The 25426-nt window shown below is 67.6% G+C and carries 19 protein-coding genes; 8 read left to right on the top strand and 11 right to left on the bottom strand.

Features of this window, described 5'->3' with window-relative positions; genetic code table 11:
• Nucleotides 1–11: 11 nt before the first annotated feature.
• The 6 genes from AC56LG_RS20000 to mepK form a co-directional block, all read right to left on the bottom strand.
• Nucleotides 12–593 (bottom strand): RNA polymerase sigma factor, encoded by a 582-nt coding sequence (locus AC56LG_RS20000; RefSeq protein ID WP_497167824.1) that lies wholly within the window; start codon nucleotides 591–593, stop codon nucleotides 12–14.
• 106 nt (nucleotides 594–699) lie between these two features.
• Nucleotides 700–1143 carry a thioesterase family protein gene (locus AC56LG_RS19995; protein WP_497167823.1) on the bottom strand — a complete coding sequence of 148 codons (444 nt, stop codon included), beginning with the start codon at nucleotides 1141–1143 and terminating at the stop codon, nucleotides 700–702.
• An 18-nt stretch (nucleotides 1144–1161) separates the two neighbouring features.
• Nucleotides 1162–2625, bottom strand: coding sequence for a PQQ-dependent sugar dehydrogenase (locus AC56LG_RS19990; RefSeq protein WP_497167822.1), 1464 nt, complete (start codon nucleotides 2623–2625; stop codon nucleotides 1162–1164).
• A 109-nt stretch (nucleotides 2626–2734) separates the two neighbouring features.
• A complete protein-coding gene (locus AC56LG_RS19985) occupies nucleotides 2735–3049 on the bottom strand; it encodes a hypothetical protein (RefSeq protein ID WP_497167821.1) in 315 nt (104 codons plus the stop codon).
• A complete protein-coding gene (locus AC56LG_RS19980; protein ID WP_497167820.1) occupies nucleotides 3046–3858 on the bottom strand; it encodes a hypothetical protein in 813 nt (270 codons plus the stop codon). The genes AC56LG_RS19985 and AC56LG_RS19980 overlap by 4 nt, the downstream gene beginning before the upstream one ends.
• Nucleotides 3859–3868: 10 nt before the next feature.
• Complete coding sequence (mepK, locus tag AC56LG_RS19975; RefSeq protein WP_497167819.1) at nucleotides 3869–4405, bottom strand: peptidoglycan L,D-endopeptidase MepK; 537 nt, start codon at nucleotides 4403–4405, stop codon at nucleotides 3869–3871.
• Nucleotides 4406–4640: 235 nt separating this feature from the next.
• On the opposite strand from mepK, the gene AC56LG_RS19970 reads away from it, so the two are divergent.
• A complete protein-coding gene (locus AC56LG_RS19970) occupies nucleotides 4641–5231 on the top strand; it encodes an isochorismatase family protein (RefSeq protein WP_497167818.1) in 591 nt (196 codons plus the stop codon).
• Between the two features lie 100 nt (nucleotides 5232–5331).
• Here the strand turns inward: AC56LG_RS19970 and AC56LG_RS19965 are convergent, their stop codons facing one another.
• The gene (locus AC56LG_RS19965; RefSeq protein ID WP_497167817.1) at nucleotides 5332–6318 is read right to left on the bottom strand and encodes an LLM class flavin-dependent oxidoreductase; all 987 of its coding nucleotides are present in this window, start codon (nucleotides 6316–6318) and stop codon (nucleotides 5332–5334) included.
• A gap of 154 nt (nucleotides 6319–6472) precedes the next feature.
• On the opposite strand from AC56LG_RS19965, the gene AC56LG_RS19960 reads away from it, so the two are divergent.
• A complete protein-coding gene (locus tag AC56LG_RS19960; protein WP_497167816.1) occupies nucleotides 6473–7705 on the top strand; it encodes a serine hydrolase domain-containing protein in 1233 nt (410 codons plus the stop codon).
• Between the two features lie 241 nt (nucleotides 7706–7946).
• Here AC56LG_RS19960 and AC56LG_RS19955 read toward each other — a convergent pair whose 3' ends face one another.
• Nucleotides 7947–8348 (bottom strand): hypothetical protein, encoded by a 402-nt coding sequence (locus AC56LG_RS19955; RefSeq protein WP_497167815.1) that lies wholly within the window; start codon nucleotides 8346–8348, stop codon nucleotides 7947–7949.
• Between AC56LG_RS19955 and AC56LG_RS19950 the strand changes: the two genes are divergently transcribed.
• The 6 genes from AC56LG_RS19950 (at nucleotide 8347) to AC56LG_RS19925 (ending at nucleotide 21571) form a co-directional block, all read left to right on the top strand.
• The gene (locus AC56LG_RS19950) at nucleotides 8347–8523 is read left to right on the top strand and encodes a hypothetical protein (protein WP_497167814.1); all 177 of its coding nucleotides are present in this window, start codon (nucleotides 8347–8349) and stop codon (nucleotides 8521–8523) included. The genes AC56LG_RS19955 and AC56LG_RS19950 overlap by 2 nt on opposite strands.
• 371 nt (nucleotides 8524–8894) lie before the next feature.
• Nucleotides 8895–10364 (top strand): TolC family protein, encoded by a 1470-nt coding sequence (locus tag AC56LG_RS19945; protein ID WP_497167813.1) that lies wholly within the window; start codon nucleotides 8895–8897, stop codon nucleotides 10362–10364.
• A 17-nt stretch (nucleotides 10365–10381) separates the two neighbouring features.
• Nucleotides 10382–11158: an efflux RND transporter periplasmic adaptor subunit gene (locus tag AC56LG_RS19940; RefSeq protein ID WP_497167812.1), complete on the top strand. Its 777-nt coding sequence runs from the start codon at nucleotides 10382–10384 to the stop codon at nucleotides 11156–11158.
• A gap of 55 nt (nucleotides 11159–11213) precedes the next feature.
• Nucleotides 11214–18044 carry a tandem-95 repeat protein gene (locus AC56LG_RS19935; protein WP_497167811.1) on the top strand — a complete coding sequence of 2277 codons (6831 nt, stop codon included), beginning with the start codon at nucleotides 11214–11216 and terminating at the stop codon, nucleotides 18042–18044.
• A 12-nt stretch (nucleotides 18045–18056) separates the two neighbouring features.
• A complete protein-coding gene (locus AC56LG_RS19930) occupies nucleotides 18057–19448 on the top strand; it encodes an efflux RND transporter periplasmic adaptor subunit (protein WP_497167810.1) in 1392 nt (463 codons plus the stop codon).
• A gap of 2 nt (nucleotides 19449–19450) precedes the next feature.
• The gene (locus AC56LG_RS19925) at nucleotides 19451–21571 is read left to right on the top strand and encodes an efflux RND transporter periplasmic adaptor subunit (RefSeq protein ID WP_497167809.1); all 2121 of its coding nucleotides are present in this window, start codon (nucleotides 19451–19453) and stop codon (nucleotides 21569–21571) included.
• 9 nt (nucleotides 21572–21580) lie between these two features.
• Here the strand turns inward: AC56LG_RS19925 and AC56LG_RS19920 are convergent, their stop codons facing one another.
• The 3 genes from AC56LG_RS19920 to scpC all read right to left on the bottom strand — a co-directional run bounded on the left by AC56LG_RS19920 (nucleotide 21581) and on the right by scpC (nucleotide 25424).
• Nucleotides 21581–21913, bottom strand: a complete 333-nt coding sequence (locus tag AC56LG_RS19920) for a zinc ribbon domain-containing protein YjdM (protein WP_497167808.1) — start codon at nucleotides 21911–21913, stop codon at nucleotides 21581–21583.
• A 169-nt stretch (nucleotides 21914–22082) separates the two neighbouring features.
• On the bottom strand, nucleotides 22083–23690 hold the full coding sequence (locus tag AC56LG_RS19915) for a methyl-accepting chemotaxis protein (protein ID WP_497167807.1): 1608 nt from the start codon (nucleotides 23688–23690) through the stop codon (nucleotides 22083–22085).
• Nucleotides 23691–23912: 222 nt separating this feature from the next.
• Nucleotides 23913–25424, bottom strand: a complete 1512-nt coding sequence (scpC, locus tag AC56LG_RS19910; RefSeq protein ID WP_497167806.1) for a succinyl-CoA:acetate CoA-transferase ScpC — start codon at nucleotides 25422–25424, stop codon at nucleotides 23913–23915.
• Nucleotides 25425–25426: the final 2 nt, after the last annotated feature.

Here is a 25426-nt window from a genome sequence, read left to right as displayed (position 1 = left end):
GTCGTGTCCATTCAGTTGGCGTCCAGCGCATGGGCGCGCAAGGCCTTGGCCAGTGCCGCGCGTCCGCGCGACAGGCGCGAGCGCACGGTGCCGATGTCGACCGCGCAGATCGCGGCAATTTCGGCGTAGGACAGGCCGTGCATTTCGTACAGGATGACGGCGTCGCGGTAATGCGGCGCCAGCCGGGCCAGGGCGCGCCGCACTTCTTCCGCCGCTTCGTCGGCCAACACGTGGGTCAACGGGCAGGCGGCGTCGCAGGAGAGATGGGGTTCGTCGCCGTCCTCGTCGGGTTCGGGCAAGGGCGACTCACGCCGGCGCGGCTCCTCGTGTTTCAGGATCAGCAGGCGCACCACGCCGAACAGGAAGTTCGGCAGCGAACTGCGCAGCGGATCGAAGGCAAGGCGCCCGCTCAACAACCCCATGAAGGATTCCTGCACCATGTCGGCGGCGGTGTCGGGCGAACCACAGCGCAGCAGGGCGAAGCGGTAGAGCGGGCCCTGGTGGCGCCGGTAGAGCGCCGCAAAGGCGGGCGCGTCGCCGGCGCGCATGCAGCGCAGTAACTCGTCGTCGGAAGTGGTCGGGGTGATGGTCATGGTCGGCTCTCAAGCATATTCCGCCGGGAGCCCTGGAAAGTTCCAGTTATTTTTTGCAGCTTGCAGATGGCTGGCTGCGCAGCCGATCCAGCTCAGTCGATCCAGCTCAGTCGATCCAATTTACCCGCTCGAATTTGTTCCGGAATTCGTCGGACATGGCCACGACCTGGCTGGTCTTGTAGTTGTAGAACACGAAACCGGACTTGGCCATGGCGACCAGCGCCTTGTCTTTCGGGCGCGTGATGCGGAAGGTGATGTCGCCGCCGTACTTGTTGAAATCCATGACGCCGACTTCGAACAGCAGCTGGTCGCGCGCATGCGCTTCGGCGCGATACGTTGTGGCCAGGTCGGTGACGATGATGCCGGTGCCATCGCGCTCGGTTTCGGCGACGCCGAACTCGAACAGGAAACGGGCGCGCGCCTCGGAGATCATCGAGATCATCGAATCGTTGCCGAGGTGGTTCGCACCGTTGATGTCGGTCACGCGCACCGTCAGGGGCGTGGAATAGTAGTACTGGTCTTCAGGGAAGTGGAGGTGTAAGCGTGCCATCCTTTTATTCTAACCGCATCAACCCCCACCACCCCGCACCAGTTTGAAGATGCGGCCCGTCGCGCTGACCACATACAGTTCGCCCGCCCCATCGCGTCCGAACGACACGACCTGGCCGGCATTGTTCAGGTTCCAGTCGCGCTGCTCGGTAATCGTCGATTGGTTGGCGAACAGGCTTTTCACGAAGCCGCGGCAGTAATCAGAGTAAAAATAGCGGCCGGCCAGTTCCGGCATGGCCGTGCCCCGGTACACATAGCCGCCCGTGATCGAACAGCCGTTGACGTTGCCGGTGCCGTGCTCGTATTCGAATACGGGCAAGGTCAGGCCGGTGCGGTTGCAGGTGGTCGCATCGTAGCAGGCGGTACCTTCCATGATGTCCCAGCCGTAGTTGAGGCCGCCCTGACCGGTGCCGGCCAGGTTGATTTCCTCGCGCGCGCCCTGGCCGACGTCGGCGATATACAGCTGCTCGCCATCGAAGGCGAAGCGCCACGGGTTGCGCAATCCGGAGGCCCAGATCTCGGGCAGGCCGGCACCCGGGCGGATCTCGTAGGGGTTGGTCGGCGGAATCGTGTACGGCCGCAGCGGCGTGGCCGTGCGCACGTCGACGCGCAGCAGTTTGCCGAGCAGGGAATTGGGGTTCTGGGCATTGCCGAGCGGGTCGCCGGCGCCGCCGCCGTCGCCGGTGCCCGCATACAGCATGCCGTCCGGCCCGAACGCAACCAGCCCGCCGAAGTGGTTGGTGAATTGCGGGTGTGGAATGCGCAGGATGGGCAGGCTCGCGGTGCCGTCGGCCACGTCCGGCGTGGGCGAACGGCCGTAGCGTTCGACGACGATGTTCTGCGACGGGTCCGTGTAATACACGTAGAAATAGCCGTTGGTCGCAAAATTCGGGTCGAAGGCCATCGACAGCAACCCGCCTTCGCCGCCGGTGAACACGTTCGCACTGATGTCGAGCCAGGGCTGGGTCAGCGTCACGCCGTTGCGCACGACGCGGATCACGCCGCGCCGCTCGAGCACGAACAGGCGGTCGTCGCCCGGCGGGGCGGTGACAAAAGTCGGGTTGGTGAAGGTCGGCCCGATGTCGGCCAGCGCCAGCGTGAACGTGGAACTCGCATAGGCAATCGTCGCCGTGGCGGTGGCGCCGGCCGTGACGGTGACGCTCTGGGTGGCCGGGGTCGGCGTGTAGGTGCTGTTCCCCGAGGTAACGCTGGCGGCGGCGACGCTGTAGCTGCCAGGCGGGAGGTTGTTCAGCGTCTGCGGACCGCTCAGGTCTTGCGAAAAATTGTTGGGTCCGGTCACGCGCACGCTGGCGTTGACGCCGGCCGGCAGGGCGTTGACCGTCACTTGCAGCGTGCCGGTGGTGACTGTGGGAGGGGGAGGGGTGGGCGTGCCGGGATCGCCGCCACCGCCGCCGCAGCCGGCAAGCAGCAGGGGGAGCAGCAGCAGGGAATAAACGAACATCCGTACGCGATCGACCAGCATGATGGGCCCCCACAGGAAACGGAACGTCTGTACAGCAGACTGTGTAGTGGATTCTGCCAGTCTTGTTGAACGGGCCGCGCACGCTTGCGCGCGGTTACCGGTTACCGGTTCAAGGTGCGGCGGGTGCGCGCTGGCGGGTCTTGGCGACGACGCCGGACGGGTCGATCAGGACGACGAATTCGGCAAAACGGCCGCCGCCCGCGGGCGACTGGTAGAGCCAGGCTTCATAGCCGCTGTCGAAGACGACGCTTTTAGTTTTGCCGAAGGCGGCGAGCAGTTCGGCCTTGGTGGTGCGGCCGGGCACGATCGCGGCGGCCAGGCGCTCGGCAGCCACCTGGGTGCCGGGCGTGCCGGGGGCGGTGGCGCAACCGGCCAGGAGCAGGGTGGCAAGCAGGGAAGAAGTCAGGAGCGCGGCGGTCTTCATGGGGCCGCCTGCGCGGCCGGGGCCGCATCCGTCATGTAAGCGAATTCAACGAGGGTATCGTCGGGCCAGGTCTTGTCCCACAGCGGCGCGTAATAGGTGCGGTCGAGCAGCACTTGGCAGTCGCAGAAGCGCAGCATCTCGGGCGTCTGGTCGCCGCCGGCGTACAGCATCTTGAATGGCATGTCCTCGACCCGGTCGCCAGCGCGCAAGCGCACGCCGAACAGCGGCCGGTCGGCAAAGAACAGGTAGTTGCCATCGGGGCTGTTGCAGACGTGCTCGGCACTGAGCAGGGCGTTGGAGAGCCAGGCGAACATCTGCGAATTGTTCGACACCAGCCCGGCTTCGGTGCCGACGCGGCATTCGAGGCGCAGGTCGCCGAGGCGGCGCGTATCGGGCGGCAAGCCCGGGGTGCGGATCAGGGCGCGCCAGGTCATGCTGACCGTCTTGCGATTGGCGAGCACGGCGGCGTCTTCGCGCAGGGCTTGCTCGTTGCGGGGGAGAACAAAACTGTTGTCGGGGCCGATCGGCACCGGCACCGAGACCGTGTCGCCGGCCACGCGCAAGGTGATGCCGTCCATCTTGACGTCGGGGGTGCGCGGCAGCAGCTGGAAACGCAGCGATGCCTGCGGGGCCAAGGCATGCTCGCGTTCGAAGCGTTCCATGCCCTGGATCATCTTGCGGTAAGACTTGTCGACCGGGTCGCGTGTCGTCGAGACATTGACCTTAGCAACCGGTTCCTGTGCCGCTGCCCCGCCCGCTGCCGCCAGGACGGCGAAGACAAGGGGGAATAAAGACAGGAAGCGGCGCATGCTGAATAGCTTACCAGTAACGGACCCGGCCGGTGTCCATGTGCACGAACTGCGAGTCGGGGTAGTAACCGACGCCGCCGGCCTTCATCGACATGGCGGCCTTGTGCAGCTGGGCCAGGTTCTTGCCCGGCATGCGGATGTCGATCGCCTTGCCGTCCATGTGCATGCTGTGCTTGGCCACGCCATTCGACCGGGCCGCCAGCTTGGCGTTCGATTCCGGCGAACGGTAGCCGGAAATGATGTGCAGCACCTGGTTGTCGCCGAATTTGTCGCTGACGTCGTTGAGCAGGACGATCAGCTTCGGGTCCATCTCGGCGATCTTGTCGTTGCGGTGGTCACGCAACAGTTTATTGATGTCTTTCAGTGCATCGGGAATGAACTGGCCTTCGGCCCAGAACACGCTGCGCAGGCTTTCGCCGGTATGGGTGTTGTACAGGCGCAGGGTGCGTTCGGCGGGAGCGGACTGGGCAGCTTTTGCCAGCGCCGGCATGCCGATGGCGGATGCGAGCACAACAGAGCTTTTGAGGAAAGAGCGTCGCTGGTTCATGAACATCCTTAGGCAAAGTCAGAAAAGAAGATGATACCCCGATTTCGCTATCTTTGCAGTGAATGTGCGCTTTTTGCACCACGATGACGGTTAATTAACAACTTTTAGCGGAATTTTGCATGCAATTCAGTCAACAGCAGTGGGTAGCGTTAACTCTGGCGTTGTTGGTCGGAGCGCCGCGGCCGTGCGCCGCGGCGCCGGCGTTTCGCCGATACTCGTTCGAAAGGAGAATGCAATGGACGACTTTTCGATCGATCTGGCCAGCACGGCCCTGGTGCTGATTGACCTACAAAACGGCAACATGGCGCGCGACCTGGCGCCCTATTCCGCCGAGAGCGTACTCGGCAACTGCGTCGCGCTGGCCCAGGAGATGCGCAACCGCGGCGGCATGGTGGTGTTCGTGCGCGTGCTGTTGAACGAATTGCAATCGCCGCCCGCCGACACCCCGCTGCACGCACCGGGCGCGCCGCCACCGCCGCCGGATGCCTCGCAGTTCGCAGCGGACGCCGGCGTGGAAGCGACCGACGTGGTGATCGTCAAACGCCAGTGGGGTGCGTTTTATGGGACCGAGCTCGACCAGCTGCTACGGCGCCGGGGCATCCGGACGCTGGTGTTGGGAGGCATCGTCACGAATATCGGCGTCGAGTCGACCGCGCGCGCGGCGCATGACCTGGGGTACAGCCTGGTGTTTGCCGAGGATGCGATGAGCGGCATCACGGCCGAGGCGCACGATTTTGCGTGCAAGAACACGTTCAAGTTGATGGGACGGGTGCGCAAGACGGCGGCGTTGATCGATGCCTTGCAGGCGGGGACCGGCGAGGCGTAGGGCATTGATGAAATAGCGCCGAGTTTGTTCGTGCGGTGTACGGTGGGCATGCCCACCGTACGTGCGCGTGCATGCCCGACCATGACCGGCACCCTGTCGTTTACGCCGCTTCGTGCACCTGCGCCGTGATCTCGTACGAGCGCAACCTTGCCGCGTGATCGAAAATCTGCGACGTGATCATCAGCTCGTCCGGGCGCGTGTGCGCAATGAACGCCTTCAGTTGCGCCGCCACCGTCGCGGGCGAGCCGATCGCCGAGCACGACAGCACCGCATCGAGCATCATCCGTTCCGACGGCCCCAGCGCTTCCAGGTAGCCGCGCACGGGCGGCTGCAGGCGCGTCGGGCGGCCGCTGCGCAGGTTGACGAAGGCCTGCTGCATCGAGGTCGCCTGGAACTGCGCTTCCTCGTCGGTGTCGGCGGCGAACACGTTAAAGCCGAGCATGACGTAGGGCTTGTCCAATTGTGCCGATGGCTTGAAATTGGCACGGTACAGTTCGATCGCCTGCATCATCATCTGCGGCGCGAAGTGCGACGCGAACGCATACGGCAAGCCCAGGTGGGCCGCCAGTTGGGCACCGAACAGGCTGGAACCGAGAATCCACAGCGGCACGTTCAGGCCGGCGCCGGGAACGGCGCGCACCTGGCGCCGCGGCGAGTCGGCGAAATAATCCTGCAGTTCGAGTACGTCCTGCGGGAATTCGTCGGCGTCGGACGCCAGGTTGCGGCGCAGGGCGCGCGCGGTGATGTGGTCGGAACCGGGCGCGCGGCCCAGGCCCAGGTCGATGCGGCCCGGGAACAGCGACTCCAGCGTGCCGAACTGTTCGGCAATGACGAGCGGCGAATGGTTCGGCAGCATGATGCCGCCGGCGCCGACGCGGATGGTCGAGGTGCCGGCTGCGACATAGCCCATCAGCACCGAGGTGGCGGCGCTGGCGATGCCCGGCATGCCGTGGTGTTCGGCCAGCCAGAAACGGTTGAAACCCCAGCGTTCGCCATGCTGGGCGAGGTCGAGGGAATGGTGGAAAGAAGCACGTGCGTCGCTGCCTTCGGCGATGGGCGACAGGTCGAGTATGGAGAATGGAATCATGGGTTTCATGATACGCCGAAGGATTTTTTTTCGCTGGACACGCCTGATTTCGGGTGCGCGCCGGGGCGCTTCTGTAAAGATTGACCAGCAAAAATTGCCTCTTTACTATAGCCGCACCCAGCGCCGCCGCCACCTTCTTCTGCCCGGATTTTCCATGCGACCAAACTTGTTCCACCTTCTGAAACGCCAGGGCGCGCGCGTCGTGTGCCTCGGCTTGCTGGCCGGGTGCGGTACGCTGCCGCCAGCCCCGCACAAGCCCGCCCTCGACAGTGCGCAGTTCGCGCGCATCGATGCGGGGCTGCAGCGCGCGATTGCCGAGCATCGCCTGCCGGGGGCGGTATTCCACCTGGAGCGCGATGGCGCCGTGTTCGAGCGTGCCCATGGCCGCTTTACCTACGACGCCGACGCCGCGCCGGTCACGGCGGCCACTGTCTTCGATGCCGCCTCGCTCACCAAGGTGCTGGCGACGGCGCCGTCGATCCTGCTGCTGGCCGAGGACGGCAAGCTCGACCTGGAAGGCAGGCTGGTCGATTATTTCCCGGAATGCGCCGGCGGCGGCAAGGACGCGATCACCATCCGCCACCTGCTGACGCATACCTCGGGCCTGGCCGCCGGGCTGGCCGGAAAACCGACCTGGGAAGGAGACGCAACCGCCCACGATAAAGCCTGCGCGCAGACGGTGACCCACGTGCCGGGCACCTTCTTCCGCTATTCCGACATCAACTACATCCTGCTCGGCCAGCTGGTGCGCAAGTTGTCGGGCATGGAACTCGACGCTTTTGCGCAGCAGCGCATTTTTGCGCCGCTGGGCATGCAGGACACCGGTTACCTGCCGCTGCGGCGCATGGCGGCAGCGGCCATCGCACCGACCCATCGGACGACCGCCGGCACCGACGGCGCCCCGGAATTGCTGCAAGGCGTGGTCCACGATCCGACCGTGCGCCGCATCGGCGGCGTGGCGGGCTCGGCCGGCGTATTCAGCACCGCCGCCGACGTCGCCCGCTATGCGCGCATGCTGCTCGGCGGCGGCCAGCTCGACGGTGTGCGGGTGTTGTCTCCGGAAAGCGTACGGCTGCTGACCACCGTGCAGAGTCCGCCCGGCATCGCCGCGCTGCGCGGCCTCGGCATGGACATCGACTCGCCGTTTGCCCAGCGTCCGCGCGGCAGCCTGTTCCCGCTCGGGAGCTACGGCCACACGGGCTTCACCGGCTGCGTGCTGTGGATCGATCCCGGCACGCGCAGCTTCTATGTGCTGCTGTCGAACCGGGTTTATCCGGACGACAAAGCGAACGTGCTGACGCTGTATTCCGAGCTGGCCACGCTGGCGGCGCAGGCCGCCGGAATCGAAGCAAATGCGGCGCCGAATCCGCTGGCAAACACGCCTTGAACCGTGTCCGATATCTTTCCGACAGGCTAACGTGCGCTGCATTCAAATCGACCTCTCTACACTTGGGCACCTCGAATCACTCAATTATGTCATTGATATTGTTGAGCTTTTCTAGAGCCCCCAATCATTAGGAGATAAACATGACAATGCATAAACTGTTAAAAGGCCTGCTGGGCGCCTCGGTTGCTGCTGCAATGGCAATGTCGGTCAACGCGACCGCACAAACCTCCGGTTCATCGGGTCAGTCCGGCTCGAGCGGTTCGCAAGCAAGCGACCAGACTTCGGGCAGCTCGACCAGTGGCACTAGCAGCAGCTCCAGCAAGAACCAGAAGAAAGACAAGAAGTCGCACAGCAGCAGCGGTTCCAGCGGCAGCGGCACCAGTGGTTCCAGCGGCGCATCGAGCACCGGCTCGATGGGTACCAGCGGTAGCGGCAGCGCCAGCGGCACCAGCGGCAGCGGCACCACCGGCGGCTCGGGCAGCAGCAGCGGCACCAGCGGTACCTCCGGCTCGGGCAGCACCAGCGGCAGCTCCGGTACCAGCGGTACTTCGGGTTCGAGCGGCTCGATGGACAGCGGCACCACCGGCGCCACCGGCACCAGCGGTTCGATGGGCAGCGGCGCCTCGGGCACCAGTGGCTCCATGGGCACCGGCTCCATGGGCACCGGCAGCAGCGGCACCTCGGGCACCAGCGGCTCGATGGGCACCGGCACCAGCGGCACCTCGGGCACGAGCGGCTCGATGGGCACCTCGGGAACTTCCGGCATGTCGGGCAGCACCGGCACCGGTACCACCACCACCGGCACCAGCGGCCGCTGATTCCATCGGCACCCCGGCCATGCACGAACCCGTGCATGGCACACACCAACACCAGCGCGCGCGCTGGTGTTGTCGTTCATGGGCACCCCATGCCATAGCCCGCCTGTTCCATTTGTTTTTGTGCCAAGACCTGTGGTTCCCCAGCCACACACACCAAAAGTTTCCGTAAGGTATCTTCAGTTTGTGACAGGCATCCCGTAGAATCCGGGCCTGTTTCCCTGTGCTCTCCCCACATTCTCAACCAGGCCGGTGCGGCTATTGCCAGCGCCCGGGCTCGGTGTTGCCTTTTTTTATACGACATGTCCAGCCTTCCCCGTACTTCGTCCGCCCCCCGAAAACTGACCACACTGAGCGCCATTGCTGCCGCCGCCATGCTGCTTAGCGCCTGCGGTACCGTCAAGGTGCAACCGCTGACCGACACCGAGGTGCGCCAGCAGGCCGCGCTCGACCGCCAGGCCGCCTTTGCCAACGTTCCGCCGGTGACCGGCAAGCTGACGATGGACGAAGCCGTCGCGCGCGCCCTGAAGTACAACCTGGACCGCCGCACGCGCCTGATGGAAGAAGCGCTGGCGATGAACCAGCTCGACACGGCCAACCTCGACATGCTGCCGCGCGTGATGGCCAACGCCGGCTACACCTGGCGCGATTCCGACCTGATCACGCGCAGCGTCGATTCCGTCACCGGCCAGCCTTCGCTTGCCAATCCGTACATTTCGTCCGAGCGCAGCCGTCCGGCGTATAACCTCGGCACCACCTGGAACCTGCTCGACTTCGGCCTGTCGTACTACGGCGCCAAACAGTCGGCCAGCCGCGTCGGCATCGCCGCCGAACGCCGCCGCAAGGCGATGCACGTGCTGATCCAGGACGTGCGCTCGGCCTTCTGGCGCACGGTCAGCGCGCAGACGCTGCGCGACGACGTGCGCAGCACCATCGCGCTGGCCGAGGCGGCCCTGAGCGACGCGCGCAAGGTCGAAGCCGAACGCCTGCGCTCGCCCGTCGACACGCTGCGCTACCAGCGCCAGCTGCTGGAAAACCTGCGCCTGCTCGAGAGCATCGAACAGGAACTGGCCAGCGGCCGGGTCGAACTGGCCGCGCTGATCAACACGCCCCAGGATGCGCAGTTCGAGGTGCAGGAGCCGGCCGACAGCGCCGACCCGAGCCTGCTCGAAGTGACCGGCCAGCAGCTCGAAGAGATGGCGGTGACGCAGAACGCCGACCTGCGCGAGCATTTCTACAATACCCGCATCGCGCTCGACGAAACCCGGCGCACGATGGCGCGCCTGTTCCCGAACCTGTCGTTCAACTACGACCTGCGCTACGACGCCGACAAGTACCTGATCAACAACCGCTGGAACGAGGCCGGGCTGCACCTCTCGTACAACCTGATGAATTTGTTCACCGGTCCGGCCGCGAAGCGCCTGGCCGAGGCCGGCGTCAAGCTGGCCGACCAGCGCCGCGTCGCCGCCCAGATGACCGTCGTCACCCAGGTGCACCTGTCGCGCCTGCAGTACCAGATCGCCTACCGCCAGTACCTGCGCGCCGACCAGATCTGGCAGGCCGACGCCAAAATCGCCGAGCACGTCAAGAACCGCGAAGCGGCCGAAGCCCAGAGCAAGCTCGAACAGGTGGCCAACAGCACCACCGCGATCCTGTCTCTGCTGCGCCGCTACCAGTCGCTGGCGCAGCTGCAGGGCGCGGGCAGCCGCATGCAGGCGACGATCGGCCTCGAGCCGGCGCTCGGCAGCGTGACCGAACTGTCGCTCGAGCAGCTCACGCGCGAAGTCGGCACCTCGCTGCGCAACTGGAACAAGGCGCTCAACCAGCCGGCCGCCGCCAAATGACCCACCGGGAGAACGCGATGCACCTCATGACCCGCCTGCTCGCGCTCGGCGCGCTGCTGGCCGCCACTGCCACCGTCGGCGCCGCCCCGGCACCGGCGCCGGCGCCGGCCCGTGCGGCCCTGGAAAAGCAGGATATCCGCGCCCAACTGTCGCCGCGCCGCTTCACCACCATCGGCGCCGAGATCGGCGCCAAGGTCAGCCGCGTGACGGTGGCCGAAGGCGCGCGTTTCCGCGCCGGCCAGACCCTGGTCGCCTTTGATTGCTCGCTGCAGCAGGCGCAGCTGCAAAAGGCGAAAGCCGTCCTCTCCGGCGCCGAGCGCACCTTCAGCGCCAACAAGCGCCTCGAGGAGTTGCGTTCGGTCGGCAAGGTCGAACTGGAAGTGTCGGAAGCCGAAGTCGCCAAGGCCAGGGCCGAACTCGCGGCCAACGGCGTACTGCTGTCGAAATGCGCGATCGCCGCGCCGTTCTCCGGCCGCGTGGCCGAACAAAAGGTGCGCGAGCAGCAGTTCGTGCAGCCGGGCCAGGCGCTGCTCGACATCCTCGACGACTCCGTCCTCGAACTCGAATTCATCGTTCCCTCGCGCTGGCTGGCCTGGCTGAAGGCCGGCTATGCCTTCCAGGTCCAGATCGACGAGACCGGCAAGACCTATCCGGCCAGGGTGCAGCGCATCGGCGCGCGCGTCGACCCGGTCAGCCAGTCGGTCAAGCTGTCGGGCGCGATCGCCGGCAGCTTCCCCGAACTGATCGCCGGCATGAGCGGCCGCGTCTTCCTGGCGCCACCAAGCAGCCAGTAGCAGGGCAGACCAACACCATCAGCAGCATCCCAGAACAATTCAATCGTACCGCTTCATGAACAATCCACGCCTGCCCGCCGCCATCCTCGACTCGAACCTTCAGCATGAGGCGGCGCCGCGGCGGCGCCTGCAACGGCGCGCCCCGGCGACGCTGGCGCTGGAACAGCGCGTGATGTTCGACGGCGCGGCGGTCGATGCGGTCGTGCGCGGCGCCGTGGATGCCGGCGCGGCTGCCGCCGGCGCCGACACGGCCACGCGCGGCGGCGAGGACAGCGCCACCCATACGCCGGTGGCGCTGGCCCCGGCCGCGCGCGCCATCCACGCCGATGCGCGCCGCGAGATCGTTTTCGTCGAAGACAACCTGCCCGACTACCTGCGGCTGGCCGCCGGGGCATCCGCCGGCGCCGAAGTCGTCGTGCTCGACCATACCGGCGACGGCCTGCAGCAGATGATCGCGGCCCTGCAGGGACGCGAAGTCGATGTCATCCACCTGGTGACCCACGGCGCCAACGGCCAGATCGACCTCGGCAGCCAGCGCCTGTCGGTGACGAACGTCGACGCCGCCGCCGGCCAGCTGGCGCAGCTGGGGCAATCGCTCGCCGCCGGCGGCGACCTGCTGCTGTACGGTTGCGACGTGGCCGGCGGCGCCGGCGAACAGTTCGTCGCGCGCCTGGCGCAGCTGACCGGCGCCGACGTCGCCGCTTCGACCGACGCCACCGGTTCCGCCGGCTTCGGCAACTGGACGCTGGAAGCGGCCAGCGGCAGCATCGAGACGGACGTACAGCGGCTCGACGCCGCCGGCTGGCAGGGGGCGATGGTCACGACCGTGTTCGATGCCCAGCAGCGCCAGCTGAGCTTCGCGGGCGCAGTCAAGGAGAACCCGGCATCGACCGCCACCGGCGTCAACAGCGGCGACGTGATGCGTTTCACGAACATCATCGAGATCGACGGCCAGAAAATCGATGCGATCGTGACCACCGCCACCGACCGCCTTACCATCGGTACCTACGACTCGCCCAACCAGCCGGGCGCCACGCCGGAAGCGGCCAAGTTCTTCCAGCCGCTTACCACCGTCAACAGCGCCGGCGGCAGCGCCAGCTTCCGTTTCGATTTCGTCCTGTCCGGCACCACGACCCAGGTCACGCTGCAGAATTTCGTCGTCAATTCGTACGACATCGACAGTTCGGGCGACAACAAGGTCGATCGCCAGTTCCAGGAATTCAAGGGTTTCGCGCGCTACGAACTGGCCAAGAGTACCCAGCTCAAGGCCGACGTGCGCGAAGACGGCTCGGTGATCTTCCAATACAACGCGGCCGTCTCCACCAATTACCAGGGCGACCTGTACACCGACCCCTACCGCGTGCAGGTGTACTACGATTCGGCCAGCTCGATCCAGATCCGCAGTGGCGCGAATGGCTATAACAACGGCACGTTCACCAACGCGGCGGCACACTTCTCACTCGAATTTAAGTTCCGCGCCTGGCAAGGGGAAACGAACATCATCGGCAGCCCCGCGCCGGGCCTGCGCTACAGCACGACCACCTTCGCCGAAAGGGCCGCGAACGACGGCGGCATCACGGCCACCTCGACCATTACCCTGGACAACGGCACCTTCAGCGGGGTCGATGGAGAGGCGCTGGCCGGCGTCAGCTTCGCCAGGTTGCCAGCAGGCCTGGGCGCTACCGTCGTGCGGCTCAGCGCCAACACGGCCGAACTGCGTTTCAGCGGCGCCGCACTCGCGCACACGAACGCGGACGACGTCACGAACTTCGGCGTTACGTTCGCCAACGCCGCCTTCGCCAGCAACAACGCCGGCGCGGTCACCGGCGCCGTGCGCGGCGATTTGGTCATCGACTTTGCCGACGACACGACCGCGCCGGTGTTGGGCGCGGGCCAGGCATTCAACTATGCCGAGAACAGCGCCGCCGGTACGCTAATCGGCACCGTCAGCGCCAGCGACGCCCAGGGCGTGACCGGCTTTCGCTTCGTCGGCGGCGCCAACGGCAACAGCGCCGATGGCCGCTTCGCCATCGGCGCGGACGGCGCGATCCGCCTGACGACGACCGGCGCCAGTGGCGCCAGCAACGATTACGAGGTGCAGCCGAATGCCTTTATCTACGGCGTGCAGGCCGGCGACGCCGCCGGCAACTGGTCGACGGCGCAGAACGTCACCCTGAACGTCACCAACCGCGACGACACCGCGCCGGTCTTCACCTCCGGCGCCGGCGCAGCGGTGGCCGAGAACCAGGCCCTCCTGTACACGGCCCAGGCCAACGACAGCGTCGACTACACCGACCGCGTCGTCCACTACGCGCTGCAGGCGGGCGGCGACGCCGGCCTGCTGCACATCGACACCGTCACCGGCGCCGTGCGCCTGGCCACGGGCACCCTCGACTTCGAGACCAAGCGCAGCTACAGCTTTACCGTCGTCGCCACCGATGCCAGCGCCAACGCGCGCCTGCAGGCCGTCACCGTCGCCGTCACCGATCTCGACGAAATCGCGCCGCAGGTGACGATGATTGGCGACCGCACGGCCGTCAAGGCGGGCGAACACGTGGTGCTGTCGTTCGCATTCAGCGAAGACATCGGCGCCAGCTTCACGCTGGACGACATCGTGGCCGACTCGGGCACGCTCGACAACCTGGTGCGCGTGAATGCCACCCATTACACGGCGCGCTATACCCCGGCCGAGAACGTATCCGGCAGCGTGACCGTCGCGTTGCGCGCCGGCGCCGTCAGCGACCTTGCCGGCAATGCCAACGCCGTCGGCGCCGCGCTGAGCCTGAGCGTCGACACCGCGGCGCCCGTCATCACCGGCCCCGGCAGCACCATCAATGTCGCGGAAAACCAGGCGGCGGTGTTCGGCTTCAGCGCCGACCAGCCCGTGACCTGGTCGATCGCCGGCGGCGCCGATGCGGCGCAGTTCCGCATCGATGCGCTCGGCAACCTGCGTTTCGATGCCGCGCCCGATTACGAACAGCCCCGCGATGCCGGCGCCGACAACCTCTATCAGGTGCAGGTGCAAGCCCTCGACAGCGCCGGCAACGCCACGCTGCAGACGGTGAACGTCAGCGTCGCCAATGTCAACGAAGCGCCGACCGCGGCGCCGGCCGCCGTCGTCACGCTGGAGGACACACCGTTCAGCGGCGTCCTGCCGGCCTACGCCGATCCCGACGGCGACAGCGCCACCTATTACCGCGTGGCGCAGCCGCTGCACGGCAGCGTGCAGGTGGCCACCGACGGCAGCTATACCTATACCCCGGCCGCCGACTTCTTCGGCAGCGACCGCTTTACCTATTCGATCGAGGATGGCCACGGCGGCAGCAACCAGTACCGCGTCGACATCACGGTCACGCCCGTGAACGACGCACCGGTCGCCGCCGACCTCACGATCGGCACGGTCGAGGACACGCCGGTCAGCGGCAACTTGCCGACGGCGCGCGACGCCGAAGGCCAGCCGGTCCACTACACGCCTGGCACCGCCCCGGCCCACGGCACCCTGGTGCTCGGCACCGACGGCCGCTACACCTACACCCCGCACGCCGACTTCCACGGCAGCGACAGCTTTACCTATGTCGTCAGCGACGGCGACGCCGGCACGGCCCACACCGTGACGATCGAGGTCGCCGCCAGCAACGACAACCCGGTCGCCGCCGACGCCGCCATCGTGACGGGCGAGGACACGGCCCACGCCGGCCAGCTGCCGGTGGCCATCGATGCCGACGGCGATGCCGTCGCCTATGCGCTGGCCACCGGCCCCGCCCACGGCCAGGTCACGATCGATGCCGACGGAAGTTACGTGTACGCGCCGGGCGCCAATTTCAACGGCGCCGACAGTTTTGTCTACCGCGTCAGCGACGGCCACGGCGGCTCGAACCTGCACACGGTGAACGTCACCGTCACCCCGGTCAACGATGCCCCGACCGCTGCGGACGTGCATGTCACGACGCTCGAGGACGAAGCCGTCAGCGCCAGCCTGCCGCAGGCGCACGACATCGACGGCGATGTGGTCGTCTACACCTTGGACGCCGCGCCGGCGCACGGCAGCGTCGTGATCGAAGCCAACGGCCGCTATACCTACACGCCGGGCGCCAACTACCACGGCGCCGACAGTTTTACTTATCGCGTCGGCGACGGCAACGCCGGCACGACCTATACGGTGACGATCGGCGTCGCGGCAGTCAACGACAACCCGGTTGCCGCCGCTGCGGCCATCGTCACCCTTGAAGACACGGCGTACGCCGGCCAACTGCCCGCTGCCTCCGACGTCGACGGCGATGCGGTCGTCTATGCGCTCGCCACCGGCCCGGCCCACGGCCAGGTCACGATTCGCGCCGACGGAAGTTACCTGTACACGCCGGTCGCCGACTTCAATGGCGCCGACAGCTTCACGTATGAAATCAGCGACGGGCAGGGCGGCGCGAACCTGTACACGGTGCAGGTCACCGTCACGCCGGTCAACGATGCCCCGACCGCTGCCGACACCACGATCGCGACCCGCGAGGATGAAGCCGTCAGCGGCTCGCTGCCGCAGGCAAGCGACATCGACGGCGATACGGTCGGCTATACGCTGGACCTTGCGCCGACCCACGGCAGCGTGCAGATCGAAGCCGATGGCCGTTATACCTACAGGCCGAATACCGATTATCACGGTGCCGACAGCTTTACCTATCGCGTCGGCGACGGCAGCGCCGGCACGACCTACACCGTGACGATCGGCGTCGGGGCGGTCAACGACAACCCGGTTGCCGCCGACACGGCCATCGTCACTGCGGAAGACACGGCGCACGCCGGCCAGTTGCCGGCTGCATCGGACGTCGACGGTGATGCCGTCACCTACGCTTTGGCCACTGGCCCATCGCACGGTCGGGTCGCCATCGCGGCCGACGGCAGTTACGTCTACACGCCGTCCGCCGATTTCATTGGCGCCGACAGCTTCACCTATACCATCGGCGACGGCCAGGGCGGTACCGGCCTGTACACGGTGAACGTGACCGTCACGCCCGTCAACGATGCGCCGACGGCGGCCAACGCCACGGTCGCGACGCGCGAAGATGAAGCCGTCAGCGGCAGCTTGCCGCAGGCGCAGGACATCGACGGCGACGCCGTCGCGTATGCGCTCGCCGACGGACCGGCGCACGGCAGCGTGCGCATCGGCGCCGACGGTGCTTATACCTATACCCCGGACGCCGACTACAATGGCGCCGACCGCTTCGGCTACACCGTGGCCGACGGCAAGGGCGGCAGCAACGCGTATATCGTCGAGGTCACGGTCGCACCGGTGAACGACGCACCGCTCGCCGGCGCTGGCGCCAGCGGCACGGCCACGCTCGGCGAACCGATGGCGCCGCTGGCAGCGGCGCCGTTCGCCGACATCGACAGCGTTGCCATCACCTACACCGCCACGCTGGCCGGTGGCGCCGAACTGCCGGCCTGGCTGCGCTTCGATCCGGCCATACTGACCTTTACCGGCACGCCGCCGGCGGGCAGCCTCGGCCGCCTGGAGATCGTCGTTGCCGGCACCGATGGCGCACTCACGGCCACCACCGGCGTGACGCTCGCCATCGGCAATCCGGCCACCCCTGGCCAGCGCCTGACCATCGACACGATGACGCGCGACAGCGGCAGTTCGGCGAGCGATTTCATCAGCGCCGACGGCGGCGCCGGGCGCAGCGTCAGCGGTATGCTGGCGGCGCCGCTGGGGCGTAATGAAATCGTCGAAGTGTCGTTCGACGGCGGCGCCAGCTGGCAGGCGGCCAGCGTCGACGGCGCCGGCTGGAGCGCGCTGGACGCCAATGCCCACGACAGCGGCTGGACCATCGCCGCGCGCGTCACCAACAGCGTCGCCGGCCTGTCCGGTCCCGAGGCGGCGCGCAGCGTCGTGCTCGACCGCGAAGCGCCGGTTGCGCCGACGGCCGACGACATCAATACCGGCAGCACGGCGCCGGTATTGAGCGGCACCGCAAAGGTGGCGCCGGGCGAGACCTTGCAGGTGAGCGTGAACGGCAAGACCTACACGGTGGCGGCGCAGGATGGCCGCTGGTCGCTCGACCTGGGCGTTGCCGATCCGGGCGCGCCGCTGGTGCCGGGCCAGACCTACGACGTGGTCGCCACCGTCACCGATACCGCCGGCAACAGCCGCAGCGGCGCCAGCGCCGGCCGCGTCAGCGTCAGCGCACCGGTGCTGGCACCGGCCCCGGCCGCGGCGCCCGCGCCTGCGGTGGTGGCGCCTGAACCCGCGCCATTGGCGGCGTCGCCGGTGGCCGCGCCGGCGCCGTTGCCGGCCGTGCGCGAGAGCGTCGTGCCGGGCAGCGTGGTCGGCGGCGATGCGCTGGTGCTGAGCAGCGGCTTCGGCACGCGCGCCGCCGCGCTCGATTTCGCCAACGTGCTGCGCGGCGCCGAATTGTCGGACGTGTACACCCGCTCCGAAGGCTTCCGCACCGTGGTCGCCAAGGCCGACGAACCGGCGCTGGTGCTGTTCCAGGGCGTGCCCGACCAGTTCGTCGACAGCGGCGCGCGCCTGGCGGTGACGATGCCGGCCGACGCCTTCGTGCACACGCAGCCGAAAGCCACGGTGCGCCTGGCCGCCGTGCTGCAGGATGGCCGTCCGCTGCCGGGCTGGGTCACGTTCAACGGCCAGACCGGCCAGTTCAGCGGCGACGTGCCGAAGGGGCTCGCGGGCGAACTCAAGATCAAGCTGATCGCGCGCGACCTGAACGGCCGCGAAGCGGTAGCCTTGTTCCGCCTGAACGTGGGCCAAGTGCGCGGCGCAGCAGGGGAGGGCGAGGGGGGCAAGCCTGTCGCCACCGGCAAGGCCGGCCTGAGCGAACGCCTGGGCCAGGCCGGTCAGGGCGCCAAGTCGGCAGCCCTGCGCGGCCGTCCGTAACGAGAGAAGGGAATGAAGACAGACGTGGATATCGACACCGGCACAGGCAAGGCGCACGACCCGCTCGCGACCCTGCTCGACCTGGCCCAGCGCGCACGCCACGTCGCCGATCCGGTCGAACTCGACTTCCTGGCCGTGAACGGCAGCCACGCGCTGGCGCCGTACCGCCAGGCGGCGCTGTGGTTCGGCGACCGCGGCGTGTGCGCGCTCTCGGGCGTGGTGCAGATCGAAGCGAACGCGCCGTATGTGCAGTGGCTCGAAAAGCTGTGCAAGGCCTTGGGCGATGGCGGCCCGGCGCAGGTGAGCGCGCTCGATGCGCCGGACGGCTTCGGCGCCGAATGGGCCGAGTGGCTGCCGGCGCACGCGCTGTGGCTGCCGCTGGCGGCGGTGGCGGGAGCGCAGGCTGCGGCCGGCGGCTTGCTGCTGGCGCGCGAACAGCCGTGGAGCGACGACGAACAAGCCTTGCTGGCCGAATGGGCCGACATCCTGCGCCACGCCTGGTTGATCCGTCCGCCGGCGCCGCGCTACACGCCGGGCGCGTTGCTGGCGCGCCTGCGCCTGCGCCGCGAGCACGAACGCGCCGCGCGCCTGCCGTGGTGGCGCCGGCGCATGGTGCAGGCCGGCGCGGCGGCCTTGCTGCTGCTGTGCTGCCCGGTGCGCCTGACGATCCTGGCGCCGGGCGAACTGGTGCCGGCCAATCCGGCCGCCGTGCGCGCGCCGCTCGACGGCGTCATCGAACGTTTCCACGTGCGCCCGAACCAGACAGTAAAAGCGGGCGCTCCGCTGTTCGATTTCGACCAGGCGCAACTGGCCAGCCGGGCGGCGGTGGCCGCGCAGGCGCTGGCGACGGCCGAAGCCGAATACCGGCAGGCGCTGCAGCAAGCCCTGAACGACGGCAAATCGAAGGGCATGCTCGCGACCCTGCAGGGCAAGATCGAGGAGCGCCGCGCCGAAACCGGTTTCTTGCGCGGCCAGGAAGAGCGCGCCCGCGTACTGGCGCCGCGTGACGGCATCGCCCTGTTCGACGACCCCAGCGAATGGATCGGCCGCCCGGTCGCCACCGGCGAGCGCGTGATGCGCATCGCCGCGCCGGGCGACGTCGAGATCGAAGCCTGGCTGCCGCTGGGCGACGCCATTCCGCTGGCGCCGGGCGCCGGCGTCACCCTGTACCTGGCCTCGGACCCGCTGGCGCCGGTGACGGCGGCGGTGCGCTACGTAGGCTATGAAGCGCAACAGCGGCCCGACGGCAGTTACGCCTACCGCGTGCGCGCCAAACTGGACGGCGCCGCCGGCGCGCGCGTCGGCCTGAAGGGCACGGCGAAACTGTCCGGCCCCTGGACGCCGATGGCCTACTGGATGCTGCGCCGGCCGCTGGCGGCGATCCGCCAGACGCTCGGCTGGTGACGATGGCGGCACAGCCTCACTCGGTGCTGCCGGCCCTGCGCGAAGAGCTCGGCCTGCACGCCGGTCCCGCGCTCGCCAGCGGCGAACCCAGCTGGACGCTGGAGGACCCGGTGCGCAACCAGTTCTTCCGCATCGACTGGATGACCTTCGAGATCCTGCGCCGCTGGACGCTCGGCACGCCGGATGCCGTGGCGCGCGCGGTGAACGCCGCCACGCCGCTGGACGCGGGCGGCGAGGACGTCGGCGCGGTGCTGCGCTTCCTGCGGGAGAACCAGCTGGTGCGTCCCGATCCGCTGGCCTCGAACCGTGCACTGGCAGCGCGCCACAAGGCCGCCGCCGGCTCGTTCACCACGCGCCTGCTGCACCATTACCTGTTCTTTCGCATCCCGTTAGTGAAACCCGATGCCTGGCTGACGCGCGTAACTCCCTCGTTCGACTGGCTGTTCGGGCGCGGTTTCCTGCGCCTGACGCTGCTGGCGCTGCTGCTGGGCGCGACCCTGGTCTGGCGCCAGTGGGACACGTTCCGCTCCACGTTGGCCGATTCGTTCACGCCGGGCGGCATGCTGGCCTATGCGCTGGCGCTGACCTTCGTAAAATGCGCGCACGAACTCGGGCATGCGCTCACCGCGAAGCGCTTCGGCTGCCGGGTGCCGACCATGGGCCTGGCCTTTCTTGTCCTGTGGCCGGTGCCCTACACCGACACCAACGACGTCTGGCGCCTGGCCGACCGGCGCCGGCGCCTGGCGGTGGCCGCCGCCGGGGTGCGCACCGAACTCTTGATTGCGGTCTGGGCGACGCTGGCCTGGACCCTGCTGCCCGATGGCCTGCTGCGCTCGATGGCGTTTCCATTGGCGACCACGACCTGGATCGCGACGCTGGCGATCAACGCCAGCCCGTTCATGCGCTTCGACGGCTATTTCGTGCTGTCGGACTGGCTCGAGATGCCGAACCTGCATGCGCGCGCGTTTGCGCTGGCGCGCTGGGACTTGCGCGAGCGCCTGTTCGCCCTGGGCGATCCGCCGCCGGAGTATTTTCCGCGCCGCCGCCACTGGGGCCTGATCCTGTTCGCCTGGGCGGTGTGGATCTACCGCCTGGTCCTGTTCCTCGGCATCGCGGTACTCGTGTACCACTTCTTCATTAAACTGGTTGGCATTCTTTTATTCTGTGTCGAAATGAGCTGGTTCGTCCTCCGTCCGATCCGCGCCGAACTGCAAACCTGGCGCAGCCTGGGGCCACGCCTCAAGAACAGCCGCCGTGCGCGCCGCAGCGCCGGCCTGGCCTGCCTGCTGCTGGTGCTGTGCGTCGTGCCCTGGCCGACGCGGGTCCAGTCCGGCGCCATGCTGCGTCCGAGCCAGGTGTTCCCGGTGCACGCGCCAGAACACGCGCAGGTGAGCGCGCTGCCGCTGCGCGAGGGCCAGCGCGTGGCGCCCGGGGCGGCGCTGATCGAGTTCGCGTCGCTGGACATCGGCAGCCGCCGCGAAGCCGTGCAGGCGCAAGCCGAACGGCTGCGCTGGCAGTTGGGCGCGTCCGGATTCGACGCCGAACAGCGCGCCCAGAGCGGGGTGCTGCGCGAGCAGCTGGCCACGCTGGAAGCGCAGCTGGCGCTGTTGACCGAGGAAGAAGCGCGCTACCATCCGCGCGCGCCGTTCGCCGGCGTGCTGCGCGACGTCGAGCCGGAACTGGCGCCCGGTGTCTGGGTCGGCAAGAACGAAAAGGTGGCGGTGCTGGTGGGCGAAGGCGTGCACGAAGGCAGCAGCTACCTGGACGAAGAAGCGGTGCGCCGCGTCGCCGTCGGCGACAGCGCCCGCTTCTATCCCGACGGGCAGTCCGGCCCGGTGCTGCGCCTGCGCGTGAGTGGCATCGACCGCGACGCCACCCGCGTGCTGCCGGGTGGCCAGTGGGCGGCGCCCCAGGGCGGGACGGTGCAGGCGCGCGAGAAGAACGGCGCCTGGTATCCGGAGCAGGCCGTGTACCGCGTCAGTTTCTCGGTCGACGAACCGGCCGGCGCACTGGCCGGACGCGCCTGGCGCGGCAAGGTGGTGATCGATGGGCGCTGGGAAGCGCCGGGCGCGCGCTTCGTGCGCAGCGCCGCGGCACTGTTGCGGCGTGAAGGAGGGTTTTAAAGCGCCGAATCAGACCTTGCGCACGAACTCCGTCTTGAGGCTCATGGCCCCGAAGCCGTCGATCTTGCAATCGATGTCGTGGTCGCTGTCGACCAGGCGGATGTTCTTGACCTTGGTTCCCTGCTTGATGACGCCGCCGGAACCCTTCGGTTTCAGGTCCTTGATGACGGTGACGGTATCGCCGTCCTGCAGGATGGTGCCGGAGGCATCGCGGTAGACGCGCGCCGTCTCGGCGACGGCCGCTTGCGCCGACCATTCGTGGCCGCATTCGGGGCAGACCAGGTTGGCGCCGTCTTCGTAGGTGTAGGTGGAGTGGCAGGTGGGGCAGGGAGGAAGGGACATGGTGGCAGACTCCGACGAAACCGTGAAGTATACCGGTGAAGCGATGGACGGGCCACGATTCGCGGCGCCGTTATTCAACGGGTGAAGGTGGGCATGCCCACCCTGCATCACCCCGGTTTTTGTAGGGTGGGCATGCCCACCTTTACGTCTCTCCGCACACTACCGCAGCTCAAGCCGCGTGCTGCAAGGCCAGATGACGCGCCGCCGGCACCGCCGGACGCACCGCGCGCTCATCGAACCGGAACGTCGACACCACCTGCGCCAGCGCCTGCGCCTGTTCGCGCATCGCATCCGACGCCGCCGCCGCTTCCTCGACCAGGGCCGCGTTCTGCTGGGTCACCTGGTCCATCTGCGCGATCGCGCCATTCACCTGTTCGATGCCGGCCGACTGCTCCTGGCTGGCCAGGGCGATCTGCGCCATGATCGTGGTCACGCGGCCGATGCTGTCGACGATCTCGTGCATCGTCGCGCCGGCGCTGGCGACCAGGCGGCTGCCTTCTTCGACCTTGCCGACCGAGTCGCCGATCAGTTCCTTGATTTCCTTGGCCGCGCCGGCCGAGCGCTGCGCCAGGTTGCGCACTTCGGAGGCGACGACCGCAAAGCCGCGGCCCTGTTCGCCGGCGCGCGCCGCCTCGACCGCCGCGTTCAGGGCCAGGATGTTGGTCTGGAACGCGATGCCGTCGATGACGCCGATGATGTCGGCGATCTTCTTCGACGATTGCGCGATCGCTTCCATCGTGTCGACCACGCGGCCGACGGTGTCGCCGCCGCGGCCGGCGACCTGCGAGGCCGACTGCGCCAGGGCGTTCGCTTCGCGCGCATTGTCGGCGTTCTGGCGCACGGTCGAGGTCAGTTCTTCCATCGACGATGCCGTCTCTTCGAGCGAGCTTGCCTGCTGCTCGGTCCGCGCCGACAGTTCCAGGTTGCCCGCCGAGATCTGGTCGGCCGCTTCGGCGATGGCGCCGGTACCGCCGCGTACCTGGCTAACGATGTCGACCAGGTTGGCGTTCATGTCGCGCAGTGCGCCCATCAGTGCGCCGGTCTCGTTGCTGCCCTGCGCTTCGATGCGGCTGGTGAGGTCGCCGCGGGCGACGGTCTGCGCCACGGCCACCGCGGTCACCAGCGGGGCGCCGATGCGGCGGCCGATCCACCATGCAAAGCCGATGCCGGCGAGCAGGGCGGCCACGGTTAATACCACCTGCAAGCGCTTGCTGGCGGCGAATTCGCCCTGGAGCTGGGTCGCGTCCTTGGCCACGGCGCCTTGCTGGTAGCTCACCATCGCACCGACGGCGTCGTTATAGGACTGGACGCGCGGCACCATCTCGGTGTCGAGGAACTTGCGTACGCCGTCCAGGTCGCCGGCGGTCTTCTTCGCCAACACGGCCTTGCGCGCGCTGCGATAGGCTTCGCGTTGCTGGTTGACGGCTTCGAACAGGGCCATGGCTTGCCGGTCGCCCTCGATGCTCTCCTTGATCGCCTTGTGCAGCACGTCGGACCGCTTGGAAGAGGTGCTGATCGCGTCGAGGAAGAATTTCTCGTCGGCGGGGTCGGCCAGCTTGATGGCGGCCAGGGTGCGCGCGGCATTGGTTTCGATGATTGCCTGCCACTCCTGCAGCATCGAGGCGCGGTGGAAGCTCTCGCTGGTGAGCTTTTCGGTGAGCGCATCCGCCTTGTGCATCTGGCCCAGGCCCAGGGCGACCAGCAATACCATCACCGTCAGGATCATGCCGAAGCCGGCCAGGAGGAGCGTGCGTATCTTGAGGTTATCGAATTTCATGAGTGTAGAAAGTTCTGGAAAAGGACAGCCATGCCGGCAAATGGTATTGCCATGTGGAAATGACTTCATTTTCGCAGAATTTCTGTAGGACAACTCCTATACTTGCATTTCTTCTAAAACCTTTTTAATCATCTGTGGCGCGAGACGCACGGTTTCGGGGATATTGAACAAAGGCGGGCATGGCCTCCCGCTGCCCCGCAGGCAGCAGGAGATGCATGCGCCTTATGCGTCAGTCTCCAGCATCGACCCCGTCTTGCGGTAGCGCGCATGCCAGGCGAACGCCTCTTCCAGCACGTGCGGCGTTTGTCCGCCGCGCTGTTGCGCCTCCTGCACGTAGGCGCGCAGCATGTCCTGGTAGGGTGCGGCCACGCAGTTGGCGATGATGACCTCGGCGCGCTCGCGCGGCGCCAGCGCGCGCAGGTCGGCCAGGCCGTGCTCGGTGACGATGATGTCGACGTCGTGCTCGGTGTGATCGACGTGGCTCACCATCGGCACGATCGACGATACCTTGCCGCCCTTGGCGGTCGACTTGGTGGCGAAGATCGACAAATACGCGTTGCGCGCGAAATCGCCCGAGCCGCCGATGCCGTTCATCATGTGAGTGCCGCTGACATGGGTCGAATTCACGTTGCCGTAGATGTCGGCCTCGAGCGCGGTATTGATGGCGATGATGCCGAGCCGGCGGATGACTTCCGGATGATTCGAGACTTCCTGCGGACGCAGCACCAGGCGCCCCTTGTAGCGGTCGAAATCGCCGAACACCTGCGCGCTCTTTTCGGGCGAGAGGGTGATCGAGGAACCCGAGGCGAAATCGAGCTTGCCGGCGTCGAACAGGTCGAACGTGGAATCCTGCAGCACTTCCGAATACATCGTCAGGCCTTCGAACGGGCTGTCGCAAAAGCCGGCCATGACGGCGTTGGCGATCGTGCCGATGCCTGCCTGCAGCGGCAGCAGGCGCCGCGTCAGGCGGCCGGCCTCGATCTCGGCCTCGAAGAAGCGCACCAGGTGGGCGGCGATGGCGGCGGTGTCTCCGTCCGGCGGCAGGATCGACGACGTGCTGTCGGGCTGGTCGGTGATGACGATGGCGGCGATCTTCTCCGGCGGGATCTCGATGGCAACCGTGCCGACCCGGCCCTCGGCCGACATCAGCGGGATCGGCTCGCGCATCGGGCGCTTCTTCGGAATCCAGATGTCGTGCACGCCCTCGAGCGCGCGCACCTGCGCCAGGTTGATCTCGACGATCACCTTGTCGGCCAGGATGGCGAAGCTGGCGCTGTTGCCGACCGACGTGGTCGGCACGATGGCGCCGGAATCGAGGATGCGCACCGCCTCGATGACGGCGATGTCGACCGGTTTCATGTGGCCGGCGCGCAGCACTTCGACGGTTTCGGACAGGTGCTGGTCGATGTACATCACCTCGCCGCGGTTGATGGCCGCGCGCAGCACCGGGTCGACCTGGAAGGGCATGCGCCGCGCCAGGGCATTGGCTTCGGTGAGCAGCTTGTCGGTGTCGTTGCCGAGCGAGGCGCCGGTGACGAGGGTGATGCGCAGCGGTTCGCGCCGCGCCCGTTCGGCCAGTGCGGCCGGCACCAGCTTGACGTCGCCGGCGCGGGTAAAGCCGCTCATGCCGACGGTCATGCCGTCGCGGATCAGGGAGGCCGCATCGGCGGCGCTGGTGACACGGTCGCGCAGCTGCGCGCAGCCGATGCGGTCCTGGTAGCTTTCAATAGTCATGG

The organism is Telluria sp. ZB2R32 (assembly GCF_059685715.1).
Note: the sequence above shows the minus strand (reverse complement) of the source record. Positions and strands in the feature narration are given on the sequence as shown.

Bases quoted from the DNA above. Each gene is read 5' to 3' on its own strand.
- AC56LG_RS20000 (WP_497167824.1), bottom strand. From the start codon at position 593: ATGACCATCACCCCGACCACTTCCGACGACGAGTTACTGCGCTGCATG.
- AC56LG_RS19995 (WP_497167823.1), bottom strand. From the start codon at position 1,143: ATGGCACGCTTACACCTCCACTTCCCTGAAGACCAGTACTACTATTCC.
- AC56LG_RS19990 (WP_497167822.1), bottom strand. From the start codon at position 2,625: ATGCTGGTCGATCGCGTACGGATGTTCGTTTATTCCCTGCTGCTGCTC.
- AC56LG_RS19985 (WP_497167821.1), bottom strand. From the start codon at position 3,049: ATGAAGACCGCCGCGCTCCTGACTTCTTCCCTGCTTGCCACCCTGCTC.
- AC56LG_RS19980 (WP_497167820.1), bottom strand. From the start codon at position 3,858: ATGCGCCGCTTCCTGTCTTTATTCCCCCTTGTCTTCGCCGTCCTGGCG.
- mepK (WP_497167819.1), bottom strand. From the start codon at position 4,405: ATGAACCAGCGACGCTCTTTCCTCAAAAGCTCTGTTGTGCTCGCATCC.
- AC56LG_RS19970 (WP_497167818.1), top strand. From the start codon at position 4,641: ATGGACGACTTTTCGATCGATCTGGCCAGCACGGCCCTGGTGCTGATT.
- AC56LG_RS19965 (WP_497167817.1), bottom strand. From the start codon at position 6,318: ATGATTCCATTCTCCATACTCGACCTGTCGCCCATCGCCGAAGGCAGC.
- AC56LG_RS19960 (WP_497167816.1), top strand. From the start codon at position 6,473: ATGCGACCAAACTTGTTCCACCTTCTGAAACGCCAGGGCGCGCGCGTC.
- AC56LG_RS19950 (WP_497167814.1), top strand. From the start codon at position 8,347: ATGGGCACCGGCTCCATGGGCACCGGCAGCAGCGGCACCTCGGGCACC.
- AC56LG_RS19955 (WP_497167815.1), bottom strand. From the start codon at position 8,348: ATGGAGCCACTGGTGCCCGAGGCGCCGCTGCCCATCGAACCGCTGGTG.
- AC56LG_RS19945 (WP_497167813.1), top strand. From the start codon at position 8,895: ATGCTGCTTAGCGCCTGCGGTACCGTCAAGGTGCAACCGCTGACCGAC.
- AC56LG_RS19940 (WP_497167812.1), top strand. From the start codon at position 10,382: ATGCACCTCATGACCCGCCTGCTCGCGCTCGGCGCGCTGCTGGCCGCC.
- AC56LG_RS19935 (WP_497167811.1), top strand. From the start codon at position 11,214: ATGAACAATCCACGCCTGCCCGCCGCCATCCTCGACTCGAACCTTCAG.
- AC56LG_RS19930 (WP_497167810.1), top strand. From the start codon at position 18,057: ATGAAGACAGACGTGGATATCGACACCGGCACAGGCAAGGCGCACGAC.
- AC56LG_RS19925 (WP_497167809.1), top strand. From the start codon at position 19,451: ATGGCGGCACAGCCTCACTCGGTGCTGCCGGCCCTGCGCGAAGAGCTC.
- AC56LG_RS19920 (WP_497167808.1), bottom strand. From the start codon at position 21,913: ATGTCCCTTCCTCCCTGCCCCACCTGCCACTCCACCTACACCTACGAA.
- AC56LG_RS19915 (WP_497167807.1), bottom strand. From the start codon at position 23,690: ATGAAATTCGATAACCTCAAGATACGCACGCTCCTCCTGGCCGGCTTC.
- scpC (WP_497167806.1), bottom strand. From the start codon at position 25,424: ATGACTATTGAAAGCTACCAGGACCGCATCGGCTGCGCGCAGCTGCGC.